The sequence below is a fragment of the Acrocarpospora pleiomorpha genome, assembly GCF_009687885.1.
Taxonomy (GTDB): Bacteria; Actinomycetota; Actinomycetes; order Streptosporangiales; family Streptosporangiaceae; genus Acrocarpospora; species Acrocarpospora pleiomorpha.
In genome coordinates this window covers 191639-212851 of the sequence record NZ_BLAF01000007.1, presented here as the reverse complement: position 1 = coordinate 212851, position 21213 = coordinate 191639, and the positions used below count along the sequence as shown (strand labels likewise).

Here is a 21213-nt window from a genome sequence, read left to right as displayed (position 1 = left end):
TGGTTCAGGCGGTTCGCTGGACGAGCAGGATGTTGTCGATGACGGTGGCGGTCTCACCAGCGGGTCCGGTGGCCTGGCGGCGGGGCATGTCGGCGCGCAGGACGGACCAGTGCGCGGGGTCGAGATCAAGTTCGGCGGCGATCTCGGTGGGTGTGGGGTAGTGGATGTCGGGGTCCTGGTTCCACGACCAGGGCGCGGTGGAGCCGTGGTCGACAATCAGCAGCAGACCGTCGGGGCGCAGGGCCCGTGCGGCGGTGCGCAGGACTCGGCTGCGGAGCAACGGGAACGGGGTGTGGAAGTACTGGGCGGAGACGAGATCGAACTGGCCGGCCGGGAAGCTTCTGGCCAGATCGTGCCGTTCGGTGGCGACCCGGTCCGCGACGCCGAGATCGCGGGCGCGTTCCCGCACCCGTTCGACCGCGGTGGTGGAGATGTCCACGGCGGTGACGTGCCAGCCCCGCTGGGCGAGCCAGATGGCGTCGCCGCCGGCGCCGCAGCCCAGATCCAGGGCGGCGCCGGGGCGCAGCGGTGCGGCGGTCTCGGCGAGCAGCGGGTTGACGCGTGCGTCCCAGGTACGCCGGGTGCGGTAAAGCCGCTCCCAGAACAGCTCGGCGTCCTCGTCCGCCGCGCCCTGGTCGCCCACGGCGTCGGCGGTGGGTCGCTCGCGTCGGGTGGAATCCATCTGAGTTGCCCCTTCGTCGGCCGGCTTGCCGAGCGTGATCGTGGAACTCCGTCATGAGGTTCGAACCGTTTGGAGTCTGACCACCTTCAACGCCGGTGATGTACCGACAGCATCGCCACCGCCGTTTCCCCGTTGCAAGAAAAGTTGCGGATCCGCATCATCGGAGGATGGACAACCCCACAGGAGATGTTTTGGCCGGAGTTGGCCCGCGTCTGCGTGCTCTGCGCCGGGCGCGGAGCGCCACGCTGGCGGCGCTGGCAAACGAAACCGGCCTCACCGCGAGCACGCTGTCCCGTCTCGAGAACGGCAAGCTCCGCCCCACGCTGGAGCAGCTACTGCCGCTGGCCCGGGCGCACGGCGTCCCGCTCGATGATCTCGTCGCGGCGCCGCCCACCGGCGACCCGCGCATCCACCTGCGACCAGTGCGGCGATCCGGGCTGGTGATAGTGTCACTGACCAGGCGGGCCAGCGGTATCCAGGCCTACAAGGTGATCTATCCACCCGCCGGCCAAGCACCCACGATGAACCTGCGGACCCACGAGGGATACGAGTGGTTCTACGTCCTCAACGGACACATCAGGTTCGTGCTCGGCGAGCAGGAGTTCCAGCTCAGCGTCGGCGAGGCTGCGGAGTCCGACACCCGCATACCGCACTGGATCGGCAGCGCCGACAGCCAGCCCGCGGAACTGCTCACCCTGTTCGGCCCGCAGGGAGAGCGCGCCCATCTGGCACCACCCAGGCACTGACATCTCAGCTCTCCGCCGGCCGTGTTTGACGCACGGTGACGGCATCTCCCCTCCACCCGAACGACAACGCACCCGTCCAGAGTCAGGCGCCCACGCCCCCACGGCTGCCCGGGGACGTCATCATCGAGCGCCGAGGCTTGGTATATGGCGGCACGGCGGGCCAGGTGAGTATGGCGTGTTAATGGGTGGCGGCTCTTGAGGGTCTGTGGTCACAGTGGGTACGTGCCGGAGAACAACTTCGATGAACGGATAGCGGAAACGTATGAGGCCAAGTGGCCGGAACTGTTCGACCCGGCGGTCGTCGACCCGGCTGTCAGTTTCCTCGCCGATCTGGCAGGGTCAGGCGCCGCCCACTTCGCGACCACCGGGCCGGGCGGTACCTTCCAGCTCGCTTACCTGGTGCGCAACACGATCACGAACCTGACCACGCAGGACGAACAGGTGGAGTGCTTCCGCAACGTGGCGGCGCATCTCGAACCTGGCGGCTGCTTCGTCATTGAGGTCTACATCCCAGAACTCCGGCGTCTCCCGCCCGGCCAGACCATCCACCCGTTCACCGTGACCCCGGCGCACCTCGGTTTCGAGGAGCACGACGTCGCGTCACAGATCGCGTACTCCCGTCACTACTGGGTGGTGGACGCCCAGCTCGAGACTCGATCGTCGCCGCACCGCTACGTATGGCCATCCGAGCTGGATCTCATGGTACGACTCGCCGGAATGACCTTGCAGCGGTGGGCCAATTGGAATCGCGAGCCCTTCACCAGCGACAGCACAAGCCACATTTCGGTCTGGCAGAAGACGCCGCAGCGGTAAGCGCGCGATGGCGAGTGAAACAGCCATCGCGACGGCTCCGCGAACAGAGGCCGGACGAGTTTACCGATCACCCGTGACGGGATGCGGCGCCAGCCGACATGGACACGCTGGACCGGCGACTTCACCAACGACTCACCCCCACGGGCGTGGGGAACGGGGCGGCGGCTCCATCAAGGGGGCGCTGCTGGGCGACTCACCCCCACGGGCGTGGGGAACGGAACTGGAAGTGGCCCAACCCCGCGCTGGACGACGACTCACCCCCACGTGGGGGTGACCCGTCCGGTGTTTCACGCCTATGCCGGGCGGTATGAGGCGTTCGGCAGCACTGACATCGTGGCGCACTGGCCTGTGCCGGGGGCATGTTGGCCGAGCATGTTCCGGGTCCTGCGACAGATCGCGCACATCCAGGAGTCGACAGCCTGACCGATTTCTCGGAGCCAAATGAAACAAGGTGTAGTTCAGGTAACCCCGTTTTATTCCGGATGAAACCGTTCGGTAATCGTACGGCTCTGGAATCTTAGGCACGCGACCGATTCTTCGGCGGAGGTACGAGTGCCTGAAATATATTTCCGGGTGCGCTGGCCGGATGGTTCCGTGCAACGCTGCTACTCGCCCTCCCTGGTGGTCGAGGAGTATCTTTCTCCAGGCCAAGCCTATCCTACGGCCGATTTCGTGGCACGCTGTGAAAACGCGCTGCGAATCGCGAGTGACCGTGTCGCGGCGAAATACGGATTCGCCTGTACGGCAGCCGCCCAGCAACTCACCGAGATAGTAGAGAAAGCCGCCGGCCAGCCCGGAGACGTGCTCGTCGAGGGATTCGAGAGATGAATCTGGACGGCGCGCACCACCCGGTGGCGATCATCGGCGCCGGGCAGGCGGGGCTGTCGATGAGTCACTGCCTGACCCGGCGTGGGGTGGGCCACGTGGTGCTGGAACGTGGCCGGGTCGGCGAGGAGTGGCGTTCGCGGCGGTGGGACTCCTTCTGCCTGGTGACCCCCAACTGGCAGTGCCGCCTGCCGGGTTTCCCGTACCAGGGGGAGGACCAGGACGGTTTCATGCTCCGCGAGGAGATCGTGAACTACCTGGAGGCGTACGCCGCGTCGTTCGCGCCGCCCGTCCTGGAGGGGGTCACCGCCCGGCGGCTCACCTCGGGGGAGCGGTTCGAGATCGTCACCGACCGGGGCACGATGACGGCTGATCAGGTGGTGGTGGCCACCGGGCCGTACCAGACGCCGAGGGTGCCGCGGCTGGCCGAGCGGATCGCGGTGCCGCAGGTGCACTCGGGGGAGTATCGCAATCCGGGCGCGCTGCCGCCGGGCGCGGTGCTGGTGGTGGGCAGCGGGCAGTCGGGCTGCCAGATCGCCGAGGACCTGCATCTTGCGGGACGCGAGGTGCACCTGGCGGTGGGCGGTGCGCCGCGGGTCGCCCGGCGGTATCGGGGCAGGGACGTGGTGGCCTGGCTGGACCTGATGGGTCACTACGACCGGCCGATCAGCGAGTTCGACGACCCGGACGCGGTCCGGGCGCGGGCCAACCACTACGTGACCGGCCGGGACGGCGGGCGCGACATCGACCTGCGCGCTTTCGCCCGCGACGGCATGCGCTTGTACGGACGACTCGAGGAAGTCACGGGCACGATCCTGCGCTTCGCGGACGATCTGCGCCGCAACCTGGACCACGCCGACGCGGTATCCGAGGGCATCAAGGACTCGATCGACACGTACATCGACCTCCACGGCATCGACGCCCCCACCGAATCCCGATATATCCCGGTCTGGGAGCCACCCGACGAGCCCGGCGAACTCGACGCCACCAGCCTGGGCGCGATCGTCTGGGCCACCGGTTTCCGGCGCGACTACGGCTGGATCCGCGTCCCCGTCTTCGACGGCACCGGCTACCCGGCGCACGAGCGCGGCGTCACCCGCTGCCCCGGCCTCTACTTCCTGGGCCTGCCCTGGCAGCACACCTGGGGTTCCGGCCGCTTCGTCGGCGTCGGCCGGGACGCGGAACACCTGGCCAGGCACATCGCCTCCGCCGCGCCCCCGGCCAAGGCCACTCCGGCCTATTTCGTCCACCCCGAACTGCTGGGGACATGATGACCGCCGACGCGCACCGCCACCTCGGAGTGCTCCCCAGCTACTCCTTCTACGGCGGCCCGCCGGTCAACCCCGACATCGGCGCCCGCGCCACCATCGCCGAACTACTCGCCGACATGAACGCGGAAGGCACCGAACGCGCCCTGATCATCCCCAACTACGGCGTACCGGACCCCGAGATCGCGTTCTCCTTCAACGAGCTCTGCCTGGAAGCCGCCACCCGCGACGACCGCGTTCGCTGCGGGCTCTGGGTCTCCCCCCGCCCCGCCGACCAGCCCCGTACGGAAGCGGCCCTCGCCCTAGCCGGAGAACCAGGAGTACGCGCACTCAAACTCAGCTTCCTCCTCGGCGGCCACCCCGCCGACGAGACCTGCCGCCCCCTCCTGGACCGGATCTTCGCCACCGCCGCCCACCACGACCTGGTCGTACACATCCACACCTCACCCGGCGCCGCCTCCGACATCGACGAGATCGGCCGCCTCGTCGACTGGTACGGCGACCACGTCGCCATCCACCTCGTGCACTTCGGCGGCGGCGCGAGCGGCCACATCAAACTCGCCGGGCACCGGTTCTTCGACTGGATCGAAGCCGGCAAACGCGTCTACACCGACCTCTCCTGGGCCATCGGATTCACCCCCCGCTGGCTGGTCCGGGAGATCGGCCGCCGTGGCGTCGGCCACGACCGGCTGCTGTTCGCCAGCGACGAGCCCTGGGGCGACCACCCCGGGGAGCACGCCCGGCTCCGCGCCGCCGTCGGCGACGGCGAGCTGTCCCGGCTGGTCTTCCGCGACACCTTCGAGAAGCTCTACGGATAAAGGAGTACTTCCATGGCCGACCTCACCGAACTCGAGCAGGCGAGCCTCACCGAGATCCCGCACCCTTCGCTCCCCGAGGGCTCCAGCCTCTACGGCGACACGAAAGTCTTCCCCGATTATAAGGCCGAGGACGGCGAGACCTACTTCACCCTCGTGCACGGCATCGCCCACGAGTCCTCGGTCAGCTTCGTCGCGATCCTCCAGGCCACCCGCGCCCTCCGCAAAGGCTTCGAGTCGGCGATCTACTTCTACGGCCCCGGCTCGCTGAACTGCCTGGCCACCCGCGGCTTCCCGACCACCGGCAACTCGGCCTTCCCCGGCGAGCACAACATCAACAACTCGCTCAAGACGTTCATCGCCGAGGGCGGCAAGGTCTTCTGCTGCCGCTTCGGGCTGTCCCTGCACGGCGCCCGCGAGGAGGACCTGATCGAGGGCGTGATCCCGACACATCCGCTGGACGTGCAGGACGCGCTCATCCACTATGCCCGCAAGGGCGCGATCATCAACTCGACGTACATGTTCTGATGGACCGGATGGGAACCCGGGTCGACGTCGCCATCCGCGGCGTACGGCTCGACGCACCGGTGCGCCGCAAGGGGGGAGCGGGGCCCAGCGACGACGGCCACCTCGTGGTCGACGGCGCCGACGCCGCGATCCCCCTCAACCCCGACAGTCCGTACGTCGTCCGCGACGGCCGCCTCTACCTGGGCGGCACGGACACCGGCCTGGCCATCCGCCCGGTACGGCGCCCGCGCTTCTACGACCTGGTCACGGCCGACGGCGTGCCGTACGAGAAGATCGCGAAGTTGCACGGCTCCGACGTGCTGGCCACCACCGTCGTCCAGACCTGCATCCGGTACGGCGAAGCCGACCGCTGCCGTTTCTGCGCGATCGAGGAGTCGCTCCGCTCGGGGGCGACGGTCGCCGCCAAGACCCCGGCGCAGCTGGCCGAGGTCGCCGAGGCGGCCGTCCGGCTGGACGGCGTGCGCCAGATGGTGATGACCACGGGCACCACCAGCGGGCCCGACCGGGGGGCCAGGGTACTCGTCCGGAGCGTGCGCGCGGTGCTGGCGGCCGTGCCCGGGTTGCCCGTCCAGGTGCAGTGCGAGCCGCCTGCGGATCTGGCCTGGATCGGCAGGTTGCGCGAGGCGGGGGCCGCGGCGATCGGCATTCACGTGGAGTCCCTCGACGACGAGGTCCGGCGCAGGTGGATGCCGGGCAAGGCGAGCGTGCCGCTGGCGGCGTACGAGGCGGCGTGGGACGAGGCGGTCCGGGTCTTCGGGCGGAACCGGGTCTCGACATACCTGCTGGTGGGGCTGGGGGAGGACGCCGACGAGCTGGTCGCGGGCGCGGCCGGTCTGATCGAGCGGGGCGTGTATCCGTTCGTGGTGCCACTGCGGCCGATGGCGGGCACGCTGGCGCGCCGGGACGGGGTCGCGGCGCCGTCCAAGGAGCTGGTCAGGGAGGTCACCGAGCGGGTGGCGGCCCGGCTCAAGGCGGCGGGGATGACCGGTGCCGATCAGCGGGCGGGCTGCGCGGCCTGCGGGGCGTGCAGCGCGCTGGCGATGGCGGGCGGGTGACCATGCTCACCGAGTCGGTCTGCGACGCCCTGCTTGGGGTCGAGGGATGGCATGCGGAGCCGTGGCCGGTGGACGTGCCCGCCCTGCTGGGCAGCGAGAGCCCCCGGCCGCCCCGGCCGTTCACGATCGGGCGGGCCGATGATCGGGGCGCCGTGTTCGCCTACCGGATGTTGCGGCGGCGGGTGTTCGTGGAGGACCAGGGCCTGTTCGGCGACAGCGACCTGGACTTCCACGACGACGATCCGCGAACCGTGGTGCTGGTGGCCAGGGACCCGGCCGGATCCGTGATCGGCGGGGTCCGGCTGGGTCCCGCCGCCGACGGGCCGGACACCGGCTGGTGGCGTGGCGGGCGGCTGGTGGTGGCGCCCGGGCAGCGCGGCGCGCCCGGCGTCGGGCCGGCTCTGGTCCGCGCGGCCTGCGCGCACGCCGAGGAGGCGGGGGTGGTGCGGTTCGACGCCGATGTGCAGGCCCGGCACGAGTCGCTGTTCGTCCGCCTCGGCTGGCGGCGGGTCCGGCCGGTGGCCGTCCAGAGCGTGCCGCATGTGCTGATGCGCTGGCCGATCGGGCGGGTCGCGGCGGCGGCCGCGGGGAAGGCCGCGCTGGGTCCGTTGCTGCGCGGGCTCGACCTCGGCGGGCGCGGCTTCGTGGGCGACGACGGCGCGCCCGTGCCGGGTGGCGATCTGGTCGCGGCCTGCGACGCGATCCTGCCGTCGATGGTGGAACGCGACCCTGACTGGGCGGGCTGGTGTGCCGTCCTGGTCAACGTGAATGACCTGGCCGCGATGGGCGCGGCTCCGGTCGGGCTGCTGGACGCGCTCGGCGCGCGGGACGCCTCGTTCGCGGCTCGCGTGCTGGCGGGGCTGCATCGGGCGTCTGACGCGTATGGGGTGCCGGTGCTGGGCGGGCACACCCAGTTCGGCGTTCCGGCGGCGCTGTCGGTGACGGCGCTGGGTCGTACCGCCCATCCGGTCCCGGGTGGTGGCGGGCGTCCGGGGCAGCGGGTGCGGCTCACCGCTGATCTGGGCGGGCGGTGGCGGCCCGGTTATACGGGACGGCAGTGGGATTCCACGTCGATGCGTACCCCCGCGGAGCTTCGCACCATGATCGGCGCTGTCGGGACGGCCAGGCCCGCGGCGGCCAAAGACGTGTCCATGGCCGGAATCGCCGGGACGCTCGGCATGCTGGCGGAGGCCAGTTCCTGCGGCGCTGTTCTGGACATGTCGCGTTTGCCACGGCCGCAGGGGGCCACCATGGGCGACTGGCTGACCTGCTTCCCCGGGTTCGCCATGCTCACCGCCGATGTCCCGGACGCGCCCGGTTTGTCAGCAGGGCCCGCGACCGGTGCCGAGTGTGGCGAGCTGACCACCGGCCGTGGCGTACGGCTACGCTGGCCGGACGGCGAGCTGACCGAGGCGCTCAGCGGGCCCGTCACCGGAATGGGACCGGCATGATCAGGATGGCCGCGGTCGCGGCGCCGTTCGGGCGGGACATGGAGGAGTGTTTCGCCCGGATCGCCGACCTGACCGGCCGGGCCAGGGCCGACGGGGTGCGGGTGCTCGCCCTGCCTGAGGCCTGTCTCGGCGGCTACCTGGCCAACCTCGACGGCGACGCCGAAGGGCCGCCCGCGCTCGCGGCGGACGGTCCGGAGATGGAAAAGCTGCGGAGGCTGGCGGGGGACATGGTCGTCTGCGCCGGGTACTGCGAGTCGGACGCGGGCCTGCGCTACAACAGCGTGGTGTGCGTGACCGGCGACGGCGTGCTCGGGCACCACCGGAAGGTGCACCAGCCGCTCAGCGAGGACAGTTCCTACGCGGCGGGCGACGGGTTCGCCGCCTTCGACACGCCGGTCGGGCGGCTGGGCATGCTGATCTGCTACGACAAGGCGTTTCCCGAGTCGGCCAGGGCGCTCGCGCTGGACGGCGCCGAGATCGTGGTGTGCGTGTCGGCGTGGCCGGCCAGCCGTACCAACCCGGCCCCTGACCTGGCCGACGACCGGTGGACGCACCGGTTCGACCTGTTCGACCAGGCGCGGGCGCTGGAGAACCAGGTGGTCTGGCTGTCGGCCAACCAGTCGGGCTCCTTCGGCGACCTGCGCTTCGTCGGCCGGGCAAAGATCGTCGGTCCGGGCGGGGAGATCCTCGCGAGCACCCCCGTGGACGGCGGCATGGCGGTGGCGGAACTCGACGTCCAGGCCGCGCTCGCCGCCGCCCGGCGCTCCATGGGCCACCTGCGCGACCGCCGCCCCGAGACGTACGCGGTTCCCGTGGGAGGATCCTGACTCGTGGCAACGCTACGGATCGCCGCGGCCTCCGCGCACTTCGGCCGCGACCTGGAGTTCGACCTGCGCCGGATCGCCAAGCTGGTGGCGGACGCGCGGGAGGCGGGCGCGGGGCTGCTCGTGCTGCCCGACGCGGCGCTCGGCGGCTACCTCGCCGACCTGCGGCACCCCGACCCGGACGCGCTGCCACCCGCGCTCGACCCGGACGATCCGCTGCTCAAACAGGTCGCCGAACTGGCGGGCGAAATGGTGGTCTGCGTCGGCTACTGCGAAGCCGGCGGCGACCGCCGCTACAACGCCGCCGTCTGCGTGACCGGCGACGGCGTGCTCGGCCGCCACCGCAAGGTGCACCTGCCCGCGGGCGAGGTCGCCGCCTACGACCCCGGCGACCGGTTCGACGCCTTCGACACCCCCGCCGGGCGGATCGGCATGCTGATCGACTACGACAAGACCTTCCCCGAGTCGGCCCGCAGCCTGGCCCTGGACGGCGCCGAGATCATCGCCTGCCTGTCCGCGTGGCCCACCAGCATCACCAACCGCGCCCCCCGGATGGCCCAGGACCGCCAGTCCCGCCTCTTCGACCTGTACGACTGCGCCCGCGCCGCCGAGAACCAGGTCGTGGTGGCCTCCTCCAACCAGACGGGCGCGCTGGGCGGGATGCGCTTCCTCGGCCAGGCCAAGGTGGTCGGGCCCGGCGGGGACATCCTCGCCAGGACCTGGTCGAAGGCGGGCCTCGCGGTCGCCGAACTGGACGTGGCCGCGGAGATCGCCAACGCCCGCCGGGTGCTCAACCACATCGGCGAGCGCCGGCCGGGCAGCTACCGGGCCGGTTCCGGGTGAGGATCGCGCTGCTCACGTACTCGACGAAGCCGCGCGGCGGGGTCGTGCACACGCTCGCGCTCGCCGAGGCGCTGGCCGGGCTGGGCGCGGACGTGACCGTGTGGTCGCTCGGCAGGGGAGGAGACCTGGGTTTCTTCCGGCCGGTCGATCCCCGGGTGCGGATCAGGATCGTGCCGTGCCCCGACGTGGCGGGCGAAACCCTGGGATCGCGGGTGCTGCGGTCGATCGCCCTCCTGGGCGACGCCTTCGACCCCACGTTGTACGACATCGTGCACGCGCAGGACTGCATCAGCGCCAACGCGGCCGGACCCTGTATCCGGACTGTTCACCACATCGACCATTTCACTACCCCGGAGCTGGCCGCCTGCCATGAGCGGGCCATCACGCGGCCGTGGGCGCACGTCTGCGTCTCCGGCGCGGTCGCGGCCGAACTCGCCGACGGGTGGGGCATCAAGGCCACGGTCATCCCCAACGGCGTCGACGCGGCGCGGTTCGCGTCGGCTTCGGGGGAGCGGTGGCGGGCCCGGCTCGGGCCGTACATCCTGACCGTGGGCGGGATCGAGCCGCGGAAAGGCTCGATCGACCTGCTTGAGGCCTACGCCCTGCTGGACCCGGCCGAGTACCGGCTGGTGATCGCGGGCGGCGAGACCCTGTTCGACTACCGCGACTACCGGGCGGCCTGGGAAGCCCGCGCGGCCGAACTCGGCGTGCGCCCCGAGGTTCTCGGACCGGTGGCCCACGACGACCTGCCCGCCCTGGTCGCGGGAGCCGCCGTGTTCGCCTTCCCCTCCACGAAGGAGGGCTTCGGCCTGGCCGCCATGGAGGCACTGGCCGCCGGAGTCCCCCTGGTGACCCGCGACCTCCCCGTCTTCCGCGAAGTCTTCACCGGCGCCGCCCGGTACGCCGCCGACGTCCCCGCATTCGCCACCGCGATCCGCGAAGCCGCCGGTGACTCGTCAACGCGCGCGGCGGGCCGCGCGCTCGCCTTCCGCCACACCTGGACGGCCGCCGCCCAGGCCCATCTAGACCTGTACGCCTCGCTGACCAGCTGAGGGCACGAATTCGACGTCACCCAGAGCCACCGCCTGGCCTGACTCGTCCACGAACGCCACCTCCAGACGCTGCCCGGTCGTGCGGCTACGGCGTTCCATGGACGGGGATCCGCCCGACAGCCGATGCGCGTCCCCCCACTGCTGGAGCGCCCCGAGCACGACGCGCAACTCCATGCCCGTAGGCGTGAGGAGGTAGCCATACCGGGTGCGTTTGCCCGGCTCGGAGTAGGGCCGCTTCTCCATCACACCCGCCTCGACCAGCACCGCGAGGCGGTCGGTGAGCAAGTCGGTGGAGATGCCGATAGCGGCGACGAAGTCGCTGAAACGTGTGGTGCCCAGGAACGCCTCACGCAGGATCAGCACCGTCCAGGGATCCCCGATCACCTCGAGGCTGCGCTGGATGGAGCAGTGACTGTCCTGCAGGGCACGGCGAGTCATCCTCCTCACACCGCACAGGCTACCGCCTCGCTTGCCTATTCCAAGCTTGATGCTAACTTGGATGTTCCAAGTCAGATGGAGGAGCATGATGAAGATCGAGAATTCTGTGGCGATCGTGACCGGCGGCAACCGCGGGCTCGGCCACCGGTTCGTCACCCAGCTGATCGACCGCGGGGCGAAGGTCTACGCCGCCGCCCGCAGGCCCGAGACCGTCGACGTGCCCGGCGCGTTGCCACTCGAACTGGACTTCACCAGGCCGGAAACGGTGGCGAAGGCGGCCCAGGAGGCCTCCGACGTCACCCTGCTGATCAACAACGCGGGCATCTCCACCCACACCTCGCTGATCGACGGCGATTTCGACAAGATCCGCCTGGAGATGGAGAGCCACTACTTCGGCCCGCTCACCGTGACGCGGGCGTTCGCGCCGATCATCGAGGCCAACGGCGGCGGCGCGATCCTCAACGTGCTGTCCGTGCTCTCCTGGGCCCACCTGCCGCAGACAGGCGCCTACGCGGCGGGCAAAGCCGCCGGGTGGGCCATGACCAACGCGATCAGGCAGCAACTCGCTCCAAAGGGCATCCACGTGGCGAGCCTGCACGTCGGTTACATGGACACCGACATGGCCGCGTCCGTCGCACCCGAGAACAAGGTGGACCCCACGGTGGTCGCCGCGCTCGCCCTGGACGGAATCGCCTCCGGCACAGCGGAAATCCTCGCCGACGACCTCAGCCGCACCGTCAAGCGGACCCTGTCAGAGCCCCTGGCCTAGAGTCTCACCCTCATCCGCAACGACATCATCGTCGGGCTGCGGAACCTCCACAGAGCCACCGGCGACCTGGCGATCGAGCCGCAGGCACTGGCGCTCATCGTCACCGAGAGCGACGTTTATTACCGCGGCAAGTACGCGAAATCCTGGCGCGCCAATAAGGTCTACCGGGCCCAGGCTTCGCGGGTGGTGGTGACGGGGGTTCCGGAGCGCAGGGATTCTCCGATGGCCAGGCTGAGCTGGTGGTCCTGGCAGCCGTCGGCCAGAGGGTAGGGTTCGGCGGCTTCGTTCCGGCACCAGGACGTCATGTGGCACAGGAGGCTGACGACGGCCAGGTCGTCCTCGGAGAAGTGGGCGCCCTGGTAGTCGTTGCGGTAGAGCACGCGGCCGTCGAAGCTGATGTGGTCCAGGTCGAAGCCTTCGAGGTTCAGGTCGATTCCGGTCTGGCGGCGGATGAGACGGGATTCGACGGGGGTCTTCGGGTCGGCCAGGCGGACGACGCGGTCGTCCACCACCTCGCCCAGGGATCCGCGGATGACGATCCGGCGGGCGCGCAGCGGGTTCCACCACTGGTTGTCGGTGAAGTCGTAGAGGCCCATGCCGCTGGCGAACTCCAGGGTGGCGATCGTGGTGGACGCCGGTTTCGGGGTGGAGCCGCCGGTCCAGCCGTCCTTGGACAGCGGGTCGGCCAGGGGAGCGGTGAAGGAGCGGGCGCTGACGGTGGCCTCCTGGAAGCCTGCTCCGAGCAGGTGCCTGATCATTGAGACGGCGTGGTAGAGGTGCGTGGAGGACACCTGGACCGAGGTGACCTCGCCGATGACGCTCTCGCGGACCAGGGCCAGCCGCGCCGCGTGGCCGGGCATGTGCAGGTACTGCTCGGCCACCTGCACCAGGCCGCTGGAACCGACGGCGTTCCACAGGTTGCGCAGCCCGTCCAGGTCGGCGGCGGGCGGGGTCTCGGCCAGCACCGGGACGCCGAATTCCACGAGCTCCTTGATCACCACCGGGTTGACAGGCCACGGCACCGACGTGATGACGAATTCGGGGCGTTCGGCCGCGAGCATGTCCCCGATGGAGCGGAACGCCGGCACTCCCCATCGGGACTCGACCTCGGCTCCCCGTTCGGCCGATCGCGTCACCACGCCCGAAACCGACAACCGTTCGGGTAACTGCCTGGCCAGGCGCACGAAGAACTCCGAACGCCACCCGCTGCCCACCAACCCGAAACGGCCCGCGGACTGTGCACCCATCACGCTTTCCTTCCTGCGGAAGAGAGTAAGTTCAGCCAGCGCCGCCAGAAGTTCTGTGACATCCAGCGGACATAACCGTCATCGTGTGGAGCAAACGCCTCAACTATCACATTAGTTCTGCTGAGCAGGCGCGTACAGAATCGCCCATCGCGGGATCCACCAGTACACCACGCCCAGATTCGGACCCATGATCCTTGGTTTCGGGCCGGGAACATTCCGGACATTTGGCTGTAACTAGCCGTCTATACGGTCACGGCATTACCGGGTTCCTCAAGGAGCACGTGGTGCACAGATTGCGCTTCACCCTCACTGCCTTACTCTCCCTCTCCCTCACGATGACGCTCGCCCCGACGGCCGCCATGGCCAAGCCCAAGCCGCCCGTACTCGACCTGGAAACGCTCACCGGCGCCCAGGCCGTGGACATGATGGCCAAGGGCCAGCTCACCTCCGTCCAGCTCACCCAGGCCTACATCGACCGGATCGAAGCGCTGAACAAGCGCGGGCCCGGGCTGAACGCCGTGACCCAGCTCAACAAGGACGCGCTCAAGGACGCGGCGGCGGCCGACAAGCTGCGCGCGAAGGGGCAGGTTCTCGGCCCCGCGCACGGGCTGCCGATCCTGCTCAAGGACCTGATCGACGTCACCGGCATGTACACCTCCGCCGGCAACTATTCACTGCGTGACTCCTACCCGGCGACCGACGCGGGCATCACCAAGAAACTCCGCGCCAGCGGCGTCGTGATCCTCGGCAAGCTCGGGCTCTCGGAATACGCCAACAGCTTCGGCAGCCAACCGTCAGGTTTCGGCAACCTCACCGGGCAGGTCCTGCACGGCCTCGACACCGACCAGAACCCCAGCGGCTCGTCGTCCGGAACCGGCACGGCCATGGCGGCGGCGATGTCCACGCTGGGCATCGGCACCGAGACGTCGGGTTCGATCATCAGCCCGTCGAACGCGCAGAGCCTGGTCGGGCTCCGGCCGACCGTCGGGCTCGTCCCCGGGTACGGCATCGCGCCGATCAGCGCCTCGCAGGACACGGCGGGGCCGATGGTCCGCTCCGTGTCGGACGCGGCGATGACGCTCGCCTCGATCGCCGGTCCCGACCCGGACGCCGACGCGGGATACCGCGCGATGTTCGGCGACGACTACATCGCCGCCGGCATCATCCCGGCGCTCCCCGCGGAGCTGCCGGACTACATGAAGGCGCTGGACGCCGACTTCGTCCAGGGCAAGAAGATCGGCTACAACGGCACCCTCACCGACGGCAGCCCGCTCAAGATCGCCTACGACGCGCTGACCGCCGCGGGCGCGATCATGGTGCCGCGGCCGACCGTGTCCATCCCCACGCTGCCGAGCCTGCCCAGCGGGTACGAGCAGCACAAGAGCATCGACGAGTACTACAAGCGGCTCGGCCCGCAGGCGCCGATCCAGTCGCTGGTCCAGGAAGTCGCCGACAATCAGGCCAACGCCCACCAGGCCCTGAAATACGGCAACAACAACCACCTGAACTCCTCGCTCTCCGACGTCACCCCCGGCGGCGCCAACGAGACCGCGTACCGGACGAACCTCGCCATCCGCAAGGCCGCCTGGCACAAGGCCATCAACGACATGGTGACCTACCCCAACTCCGACCCGGCCCAGCCGGCCGACCCGGTGATCGCGATCCTCGGCAGCGTGCCGAACGGGCCGCAGGCCGGATACCCCACGATCACGATCCCGATGGGGTACTCCGCCACGCACCGGCGCGCGGTGGCCGTCCAGGTCCACGGCAACGCCTACAGCGAGTTCGACCTGCTGGGCGTCGGATACGTCATCGAGCAGGGCACCCGCCTGCGCCAGCCGGCCAGCTCGGTGAACCCGAGCATGTACCGCTGCGCCAGGACGGTGCCCGCGCCGCCCTACAGCGAGCGCGAGCACTGCAACCCCGACTACGACACGATCATGGACCTGCTCGGCTACGAGCCCAGGGAGCTGCCGTTCTCGCTGGAGACGGAGTCGGTGCAGAGCCTCAAGGCCCGGCTGCTGTCCAACAAGCTGAGCTCGGAGGCCCTGGTCAGGTCCTACCTCTACCGGATCGCGCTGACCAACGCCGAGGGCCCGGCCACCCAGGCGGTCCGCTCGATCAACGAGGACGCCGTCAAGGAGGCCCGCAAGCTCGACTGGGAGAAGGACAAGTACAAGAAGGACAACGCCAACCCGACGGACAAGCGGCCGGTGCGCCCGCCGCTGTACGGCATCCCCGTGCTGCTCAACGACGGGTTCGACGTGGACGACCTGGCGACCACCGGCGGCTCGATCGCGCTGCAGGACCTCGAGCCGAAGGACGACTCGACGGTGGCGGCCAAGCTCAAGGCCGCCGGCGCGATCATCCTCGGCACGACGAACATCACCGAGCTGAACGGCGTGTTCGACGCGAACCTGCCGAAGGGGTACTCCTCGCTGGCCGGTCAGGTGCTCCTGCCGTCCGACACCGACAAGACCCCGGCCGGTTCTTCCGCCGGTTCGGCGGCGGCGACGGCCTCCGGGCTGGCGGCGTTCACCGTCGGCATGGAGACCTCGCCCGACTCGGCCCAGCTGGTGGCTCCCGCCGACGCGGCGGGCGTCGTCGGCCTGAAGCCGACGGTCGGTCTGGTCAGCCGCGCCGGCGTGCTGCCGGTCGCCCGGTCGCAGGACGCGCCGGGGCCGATCGCCCGCACGGTGTACGACGCGGCGAGCGCGCTCACGGTCCTGGCCGGGCCAGACGCGGCCGACCCGGCCACGGCGGGCGCGCCCGTCAAGGACTACACCGCGGGCCTGACCACGACCGCCCTGCAGGGCAAGAAGATCGCCGTCGTGTCGAGCACGGCCGAGCCGTACGCCACGATGGTGAGCAAGCTGCAGGCGCTCGGGGCCACGACCACCCAGGTGGCGATCGGCGCGCCGAACCCCGACCCGGCGAGCGTCGTGGCCAGGGAGTTCAAGCGCGATCTGAACGGCTACCTGTCCGCCTACAAGAACAAGTCGCTGCAGGCGATCATCGACTACAACGACGCCAACCCCGTGGAGGGACTGAAGTACCAGCAGGGGCTGCTGCTCGCCGCCCAGGCGGTCGATCTGTCCGACCCCGCGACCAGCGCGGCGTACACGGCCGACCTGGAATCCGGCAAGGCGTCCAACAAGGCGCTGATCGACGGCATCCTCGCCAACGGAACGCCTGACGACAAGTCCGACGATTTCGACGCCATCCTGGTGCCGAGCGGCAACGGGCTCGTCGGCAACGCCGACCGCGCGGGCTACCCGGTGCTGACGCTGCCCGCCGGATACGGCGTGCAGACCAGCTCGGCGGGCCGCAACCCGATCGGGGTCACCCTCGTCGGCACGGCCTTCAGCGAGGCGACGCTGCTCGCCGGCGGCTACGCCCTCGAGCAGGCGACCAACGTCCGCCTGGCGCCCAGCTACACCAACCCGAGCATGTGGCGGTGCGTGCCCGGCAGCACGTTCTTCACCGGGGAGTTCTGCCACCCCGGCGACCGCCTCCTCGAATAACCCTCAACCCCTCCGGGGCCCGCGCCGTCGACCGGCGCGGGCCCCTTTTTTGTGCCATGCCCCGTGAGGGATCGTGAGGGCTTGGCTACGCCGAATTAACGCAAGCCGACTTGTCAGGAAATAGCGCATCTTTAGCGTCCAGTTCGTGGATACAGGTCTGTATACAGAACGGGATCCAGCCATCAAGCTGCGGCGGGACCAGGTCTACGGCGAGCTGCGCCGCAGGCTGATGATCGGGCATTTCGCGATCAGGGCCCGGCTGGTCGAGGAGCGAGTGGCGGCCGAGCTCGGGGTCTCCCGCACACCCGTGCGGGAGGCGCTCGTCCGGCTCCTCGCCGACGGCCTGGTGGAACGCGGCGAAGACGGCGGTTACTACGTCGCCCAGCCAGACCTGACCGACCTCAGAGATCTCTACGAACTGCGGATCACTCTCGAACTGCGCGGCATCAGCCGCGCCCTCGACCCGGACGTGCGTGCCCACGACCCGGCGATCCTGGAACCGCTGCGCGACCAGTGGCGCGCGCTGCGGGACGACCAGCCGGAGCCCGATCCCCAGTTCGTCCTGATGGACGAGGACTTCCACGTCACGATGAGCCGCGCGTCGGGGAACGCGGCGCTCACGAGCACCCTGGCCGCGGTCAACGCGCGGATCCGGGCGGTGCGCATGTACGACTTCCTCACCGAGGACCGCATCACCCTCACGATCATCCAGCACCTGGAGATCGCCGAGGAGGTCCTGGCCGGCCGGCACGCCGAGGCGCTGACCGCGATGCGCCGCCACGTGGGGGAGTCGATGGACGTCGTGGAGCGGCGCGCCGCTCGCGCGATCACCCAGATGGCCCTCAACCGAGGCAGGCGCCATGACTTTGACCGACCCGCGAACCGGGGCCAAGACTGACATACCACTCCTCGCCGTCCGAGGCCTGACCCGCCGGTTCGGCGAGGTGCTCGCGAACGACGGGGTCGACTTCGACGTACGGCCCGGCGAGGTGCACGCCCTCGTCGGCGAGAACGGCGCGGGCAAGAGCACCCTGCTCAAACTCGTGTACGGCGTGCACCGCCCCGACGCCGGCGACATCTCCGTCGAGGGGTCGCCGGTCACCGTCGGCTCCCCGGCGCAGGCCCGCTCCCTCGGGATCGGCATGGTCTTCCAGGACCTGCGGCTGGTCCCGGCGCTGACCGTGACCGAGAACGTCGCCCTGGCCGTGCGCGGCGTGAAGGCCCGCATGATCGCCGAGGCGGCGGCCGAGCACGGCCTCGCCGTCGACCCGCAGGCCCGGGTGGCGCACCTGTCGATCGGGGAGCGGCAGCGCGCCGAGATCCTCAAGGTGCTGATGACCGGCTCGCGCATCGTCATCCTGGACGAGCCGACCAGCGTGCTGGCGCCCCAGGAGGTCACCGCGCTGTTCGACGTGGTCGAGCGGCTGCGGGCCGCCGGGTACGGCGTGGTGATCGTCACGCACAAGCTCAACGAGGTGCGCGCGATCGCCGACCGGGTGACCGTGCTGCGCGGCGGCCGGGTCATCCTCGGCGGCGTCGATCCCGGCGACTACACCGACCCGGAGCTGGTGGAGGCCATGGTCGGCAGGGCCGTACCCAGCCTGCCCGCCGATCGGCCCGAGCCGCCATACGAGGCCGAGCCCGTGCTGGCCATGCGCGGCGTGAGCGCCTTCGGCGCGAGCGGCGTGCGGCGGCTCAAGGACGTGAGCCTGGAGGTGCGGCCCGGCGAGCTCGTCGGGGTCGCGGGGGTGGCCGGGAGCGGGCAGCGAGAGCTGTGCGAGGTGGCGTGCGGGCTGCGCCCGGCCTCCGCCGGCTCGGTCACCGTGGCCGGGGCCGAGGTGACGGGCCCGCGGCAGGCGCTGGGCCGCGGGGTCTGCGACGTGCCCGAGGATCCGCTGGCCGACGCGGTCGTGCCCGGCCTGACGATCGTCGAGCACGTGGCGCTCGGCCTGCCGGCGGTGCCGCGCCGCCGCGCGAACGTGGACTGGGCCGCGGTGCGGAAGACCACCGCCGAGCTGGACTCCCGGGTCGGCCTGCAGATGGCCGCCGGGCACCGCCGGGTCGCCGAGCTGTCGGGCGGCAACGTGCAGCGCGTCATGCTCACCCGGGCGCTCGGCCGGGGCGACAGCGTGCTGGTGGTCGCGGCCTATCCGAGCCGCGGCCTCGACATCGCCACCACCCGGCGCACCCAGGAGCTCCTCCTGGAACGCCGCAACGCGGGCGCCGCCGTGCTCGTCGTCTCCGAGGACCTGGACGAGCTCATCGCGATCAGCGACCGGATCGCGGTGATGCACGACGGCCACCTGGCCGGGATCGTGCCGGCCCGCGGCGCCGACCGCCAGGAGATCGGCCGCCTGATGCTCGGAGGTGCCTGATGACCACGCAGCTCACGCCGACCCCGGTCACTTCGCCCCTCGTCTCGCCCGGATCGGGTTTCGCGGCGGCGGCCGGCCGCTGGGCCGGGGCGCTGGCCGGGGCGATCGCGATCTTCAGCGTCCTGCTCCTGGCCAAGGGCGCCGACCCGCTCGCCACGCTCGGCGACATGGTGGTCTCGATGACCACCGGGGCGAGCCTCGAACAGATCGTGATCAAGGCCGCGCCGTTCGTCCTGGCCGCGATGGCCGTGGTCCTGCCCGCCCGGGCGGGCCTGGCCAACGTCGGCGGCGAGGGGCAGGTGATCATCGGCGCCGTGGCCGGGGCCGGCGTCGGGCTGGTCGTCTCAGGGCCGGCGGCGCTGCCGCTCATGCTGGTCGCGGGCGCGCTGGGCGGGGCGCTGTGGGCCGGGCTCGCGGTCGCGCTGCGGGTGACCGTGGGCGTCAACGAGGCCGTCACCACCCTGCTGCTCAACTACGTCGCCCTCGACGTGATGCTCTACCTCATCTACGAGCCGTGGAAGGACGCCAACGGCTCGGGCCAGCCCGCGACCCCGCCGCTCGCGATCGAGCAGCGGCTGCCGCTGCTGGGCGGCACGGCCGTGCACGCCGGGATCATCCTCGCGTTGCTGGCCGCCGCCGCGGTCTGGCTCACCCTGCGGCACACCGCGTTCGGCTTCCGGCTCGCGGTCACCGGCGGCAACCCGGAGGCCGCCCGCCGGGCGGGGCTGCCGGTGGCCCGGCTGCTGCTGACCGCGATGCTGCTGGGCGGGGCGCTGGCCGGTCTGGCGGGCGTGATCCACCTGGCCGGCATCGAGTTCAAGCTCCGGCCGGGACTGACCACCAACATCGGCTACATCGCCTTCCTGGCCGCCTGGCTCGCCCGGCACAACCCGCTGCCCGCCGTGGCCGCCGCGTTCATGCTCGCCGCGATCACCGTCGGCGGCGACAGCCTCCAGCTCGACAGCGGCCTGCCCGCCGCCACCGTCAACGTGCTGATGGCCCTGATCCTGCTCGCCGTGCTCGGCTGGACCGCCAAGAGGAGCCCGTCATGAGTGACCTGGTCGTGGATGTTCTCACCGGCGCCGTCCGGGGCGGCACGGCGATCATGTTCGCCGCGCTGGGGGAGACGATCGCCGAGCGCGCCGGCGTGGTCAACCTGGGCACCGAAGGCTCCATGCTGGTGGGCGCCCTCGGCGGATACGCGCTGGCGGCCGAGACCGGCAGCCCCTGGGCAGGCCTGGTCGCCGGGGCGCTCGCGGGCGGGCTGCTCGCCCTGGTGCACGCGGTGATGGTCGTCTGGCGGCGATCCGACCAGTTCGCCACCGGCCTGACCGTCATGTTCCTCGGCCTGGGCCTGACCTCGCTGTTCGGCGCGGCCTACGTGGGCCGGGCCGCGCCCGGATTCGACCCGGTGCCGGTGCCGCTCCTGGCCGACCTGCCGGTGCTCGGCGAGATCCTCTTCCAGCACGACCCGGTCACCTACCTGTCGTTCGCCGCGGCCCCGCTGCTGTGGTGGTGGCTGCGGTCGACCCGGGGCGGGCTGCTGCTGCGCACGGCGGGGGAGCGCGCGGATGTCCTGCACGTCCATGGTTACCGGCCGGGACTCATCCGGGGCGCCGCCGTCGTGGCGGGCGGCGCGCTGGCCGGGATCGGGGGAGCCCAGCTCGCCACCGCGTACGCGCACGCCTGGTTCGAGGGCATGACCGCCGGGCGGGGCTTCATCGCCGTCGCCCTGGTCATCTTCGCCGCCTGGCGTCCCCTGTGGGTGATGGCGGGGTCGTACCTGTTCGGCGCGGCTCTCGCGCTCGCCCCGGCGCTGCAGGCCCGGGGCGAGTCGCTCAACCAGTTCGCCCTCGACGCGCTGCCCTTCCTGATCACCCTCGCGATCCTGGCGATCCTCGGCCGCCGCACCCTGCGTGCCGCGCCCGAGGAACTGCGCCGCGTGTTCACCTAGGAGA

20 protein-coding genes are annotated in these 21213 nt (G+C 70.7%); 17 read left to right on the top strand and 3 right to left on the bottom strand.

The annotated features are described in order from the left end of the window. Positions 1-4 precede the first annotated feature (4 nt). Entirely contained in the window at positions 5-682 is a 678-nt protein-coding gene (locus Aple_RS06835) for a class I SAM-dependent methyltransferase (RefSeq protein WP_155343612.1), read from the bottom strand. 167 nt (positions 683-849) lie between these two features. On the opposite strand from Aple_RS06835, the gene Aple_RS06830 reads away from it, so the two are divergent. The 11 genes from Aple_RS06830 (at position 850) to Aple_RS06780 (ending at position 10902) form a co-directional block, all read left to right on the top strand. Next, positions 850-1428 (top strand): helix-turn-helix domain-containing protein, encoded by a 579-nt coding sequence (locus Aple_RS06830; RefSeq protein ID WP_155343611.1) that lies wholly within the window; start codon positions 850-852, stop codon positions 1426-1428. Between the two features lie 222 nt (positions 1429-1650). Then, a complete protein-coding gene (locus tag Aple_RS06825) occupies positions 1651-2241 on the top strand; it encodes an SAM-dependent methyltransferase (protein ID WP_155343610.1) in 591 nt (196 codons plus the stop codon). Between the two features lie 552 nt (positions 2242-2793). After that, a complete protein-coding gene (locus Aple_RS06820) occupies positions 2794-3069 on the top strand; it encodes an MSMEG_0570 family nitrogen starvation response protein (RefSeq protein WP_155343609.1) in 276 nt (91 codons plus the stop codon). After that, positions 3066-4337, top strand: coding sequence for an MSMEG_0569 family flavin-dependent oxidoreductase (locus Aple_RS06815; protein ID WP_155343608.1), 1272 nt, complete (start codon positions 3066-3068; stop codon positions 4335-4337). Before Aple_RS06820 ends, Aple_RS06815 begins: the two co-directional genes overlap by 4 nt. Further along, positions 4334-5152, top strand: a complete 819-nt coding sequence (locus Aple_RS06810; protein ID WP_155343607.1) for an amidohydrolase family protein — start codon at positions 4334-4336, stop codon at positions 5150-5152. Before Aple_RS06815 ends, Aple_RS06810 begins: the two co-directional genes overlap by 4 nt. Before the next feature lie 12 nt (positions 5153-5164). Continuing rightward, entirely contained in the window at positions 5165-5677 is a 513-nt protein-coding gene (locus Aple_RS06805) for an MSMEG_0572/Sll0783 family nitrogen starvation response protein (protein WP_155343606.1), read from the top strand. Positions 5678-5685: 8 nt separating this feature from the next. Continuing rightward, positions 5686-6732: an MSMEG_0568 family radical SAM protein gene (locus tag Aple_RS06800; protein WP_218038152.1), complete on the top strand. Its 1047-nt coding sequence runs from the start codon at positions 5686-5688 to the stop codon at positions 6730-6732. Positions 6733-6734: 2 nt separating this feature from the next. Continuing rightward, on the top strand, positions 6735-8183 hold the full coding sequence (locus Aple_RS06795; RefSeq protein ID WP_155343696.1) for an MSMEG_0567/sll0787 family protein: 1449 nt from the start codon (positions 6735-6737) through the stop codon (positions 8181-8183). Further along, the gene (locus Aple_RS06790) at positions 8180-9010 is read left to right on the top strand and encodes a carbon-nitrogen hydrolase family protein (RefSeq protein WP_218038150.1); all 831 of its coding nucleotides are present in this window, start codon (positions 8180-8182) and stop codon (positions 9008-9010) included. The genes Aple_RS06795 and Aple_RS06790 overlap by 4 nt, the downstream gene beginning before the upstream one ends. A gap of 3 nt (positions 9011-9013) precedes the next feature. Then, positions 9014-9850 (top strand): carbon-nitrogen hydrolase family protein, encoded by an 837-nt coding sequence (locus tag Aple_RS06785; protein ID WP_155343604.1) that lies wholly within the window; start codon positions 9014-9016, stop codon positions 9848-9850. Beyond that, positions 9847-10902, top strand: coding sequence for an MSMEG_0565 family glycosyltransferase (locus Aple_RS06780; RefSeq protein WP_155343603.1), 1056 nt, complete (start codon positions 9847-9849; stop codon positions 10900-10902). Before Aple_RS06785 ends, Aple_RS06780 begins: the two co-directional genes overlap by 4 nt. Here Aple_RS06780 and Aple_RS06775 read toward each other — a convergent pair. After that, positions 10873-11340: a winged helix-turn-helix transcriptional regulator gene (locus Aple_RS06775; RefSeq protein WP_155343694.1), complete on the bottom strand. Its 468-nt coding sequence runs from the start codon at positions 11338-11340 to the stop codon at positions 10873-10875. The two genes, Aple_RS06780 and Aple_RS06775, sit on opposite strands and share 30 nt — an antisense overlap. An 85-nt stretch (positions 11341-11425) precedes the next feature. Between Aple_RS06775 and Aple_RS06770 the strand changes: the two genes are divergently transcribed. Beyond that, complete coding sequence (locus tag Aple_RS06770) at positions 11426-12109, top strand: SDR family oxidoreductase (RefSeq protein ID WP_246264187.1); 684 nt, start codon at positions 11426-11428, stop codon at positions 12107-12109. A gap of 161 nt (positions 12110-12270) precedes the next feature. On the opposite strand, the gene Aple_RS06765 is transcribed toward Aple_RS06770, so the two are convergent. Beyond that, positions 12271-13356 carry a Gfo/Idh/MocA family protein gene (locus Aple_RS06765; protein ID WP_155343602.1) on the bottom strand — a complete coding sequence of 362 codons (1086 nt, stop codon included), beginning with the start codon at positions 13354-13356 and terminating at the stop codon, positions 12271-12273. A gap of 284 nt (positions 13357-13640) precedes the next feature. Here Aple_RS06765 and Aple_RS06760 point away from each other — a divergent pair, with 284 nt between their 5' ends. From Aple_RS06760 to Aple_RS06740, 5 genes are all read left to right on the top strand, one after another. After that, on the top strand, positions 13641-16880 hold the full coding sequence (locus Aple_RS06760) for an amidase family protein (RefSeq protein ID WP_155343601.1): 3240 nt from the start codon (positions 13641-13643) through the stop codon (positions 16878-16880). A 145-nt stretch (positions 16881-17025) separates the two neighbouring features. Continuing rightward, a complete protein-coding gene (locus Aple_RS06755) occupies positions 17026-17778 on the top strand; it encodes a GntR family transcriptional regulator (RefSeq protein WP_246264185.1) in 753 nt (250 codons plus the stop codon). After that, a complete protein-coding gene (locus tag Aple_RS06750) occupies positions 17741-19255 on the top strand; it encodes an ABC transporter ATP-binding protein (RefSeq protein WP_155343600.1) in 1515 nt (504 codons plus the stop codon). Before Aple_RS06755 ends, Aple_RS06750 begins: the two co-directional genes overlap by 38 nt. Then, positions 19255-20307, top strand: coding sequence for an ABC transporter permease (locus Aple_RS06745; protein ID WP_155343599.1), 1053 nt, complete (start codon positions 19255-19257; stop codon positions 20305-20307). The genes Aple_RS06750 and Aple_RS06745 overlap by 1 nt, the downstream gene beginning before the upstream one ends. Next, positions 20304-21209, top strand: coding sequence for an ABC transporter permease (locus Aple_RS06740; RefSeq protein ID WP_155343598.1), 906 nt, complete (start codon positions 20304-20306; stop codon positions 21207-21209). Before Aple_RS06745 ends, Aple_RS06740 begins: the two co-directional genes overlap by 4 nt. Positions 21210-21213: the final 4 nt, after the last annotated feature.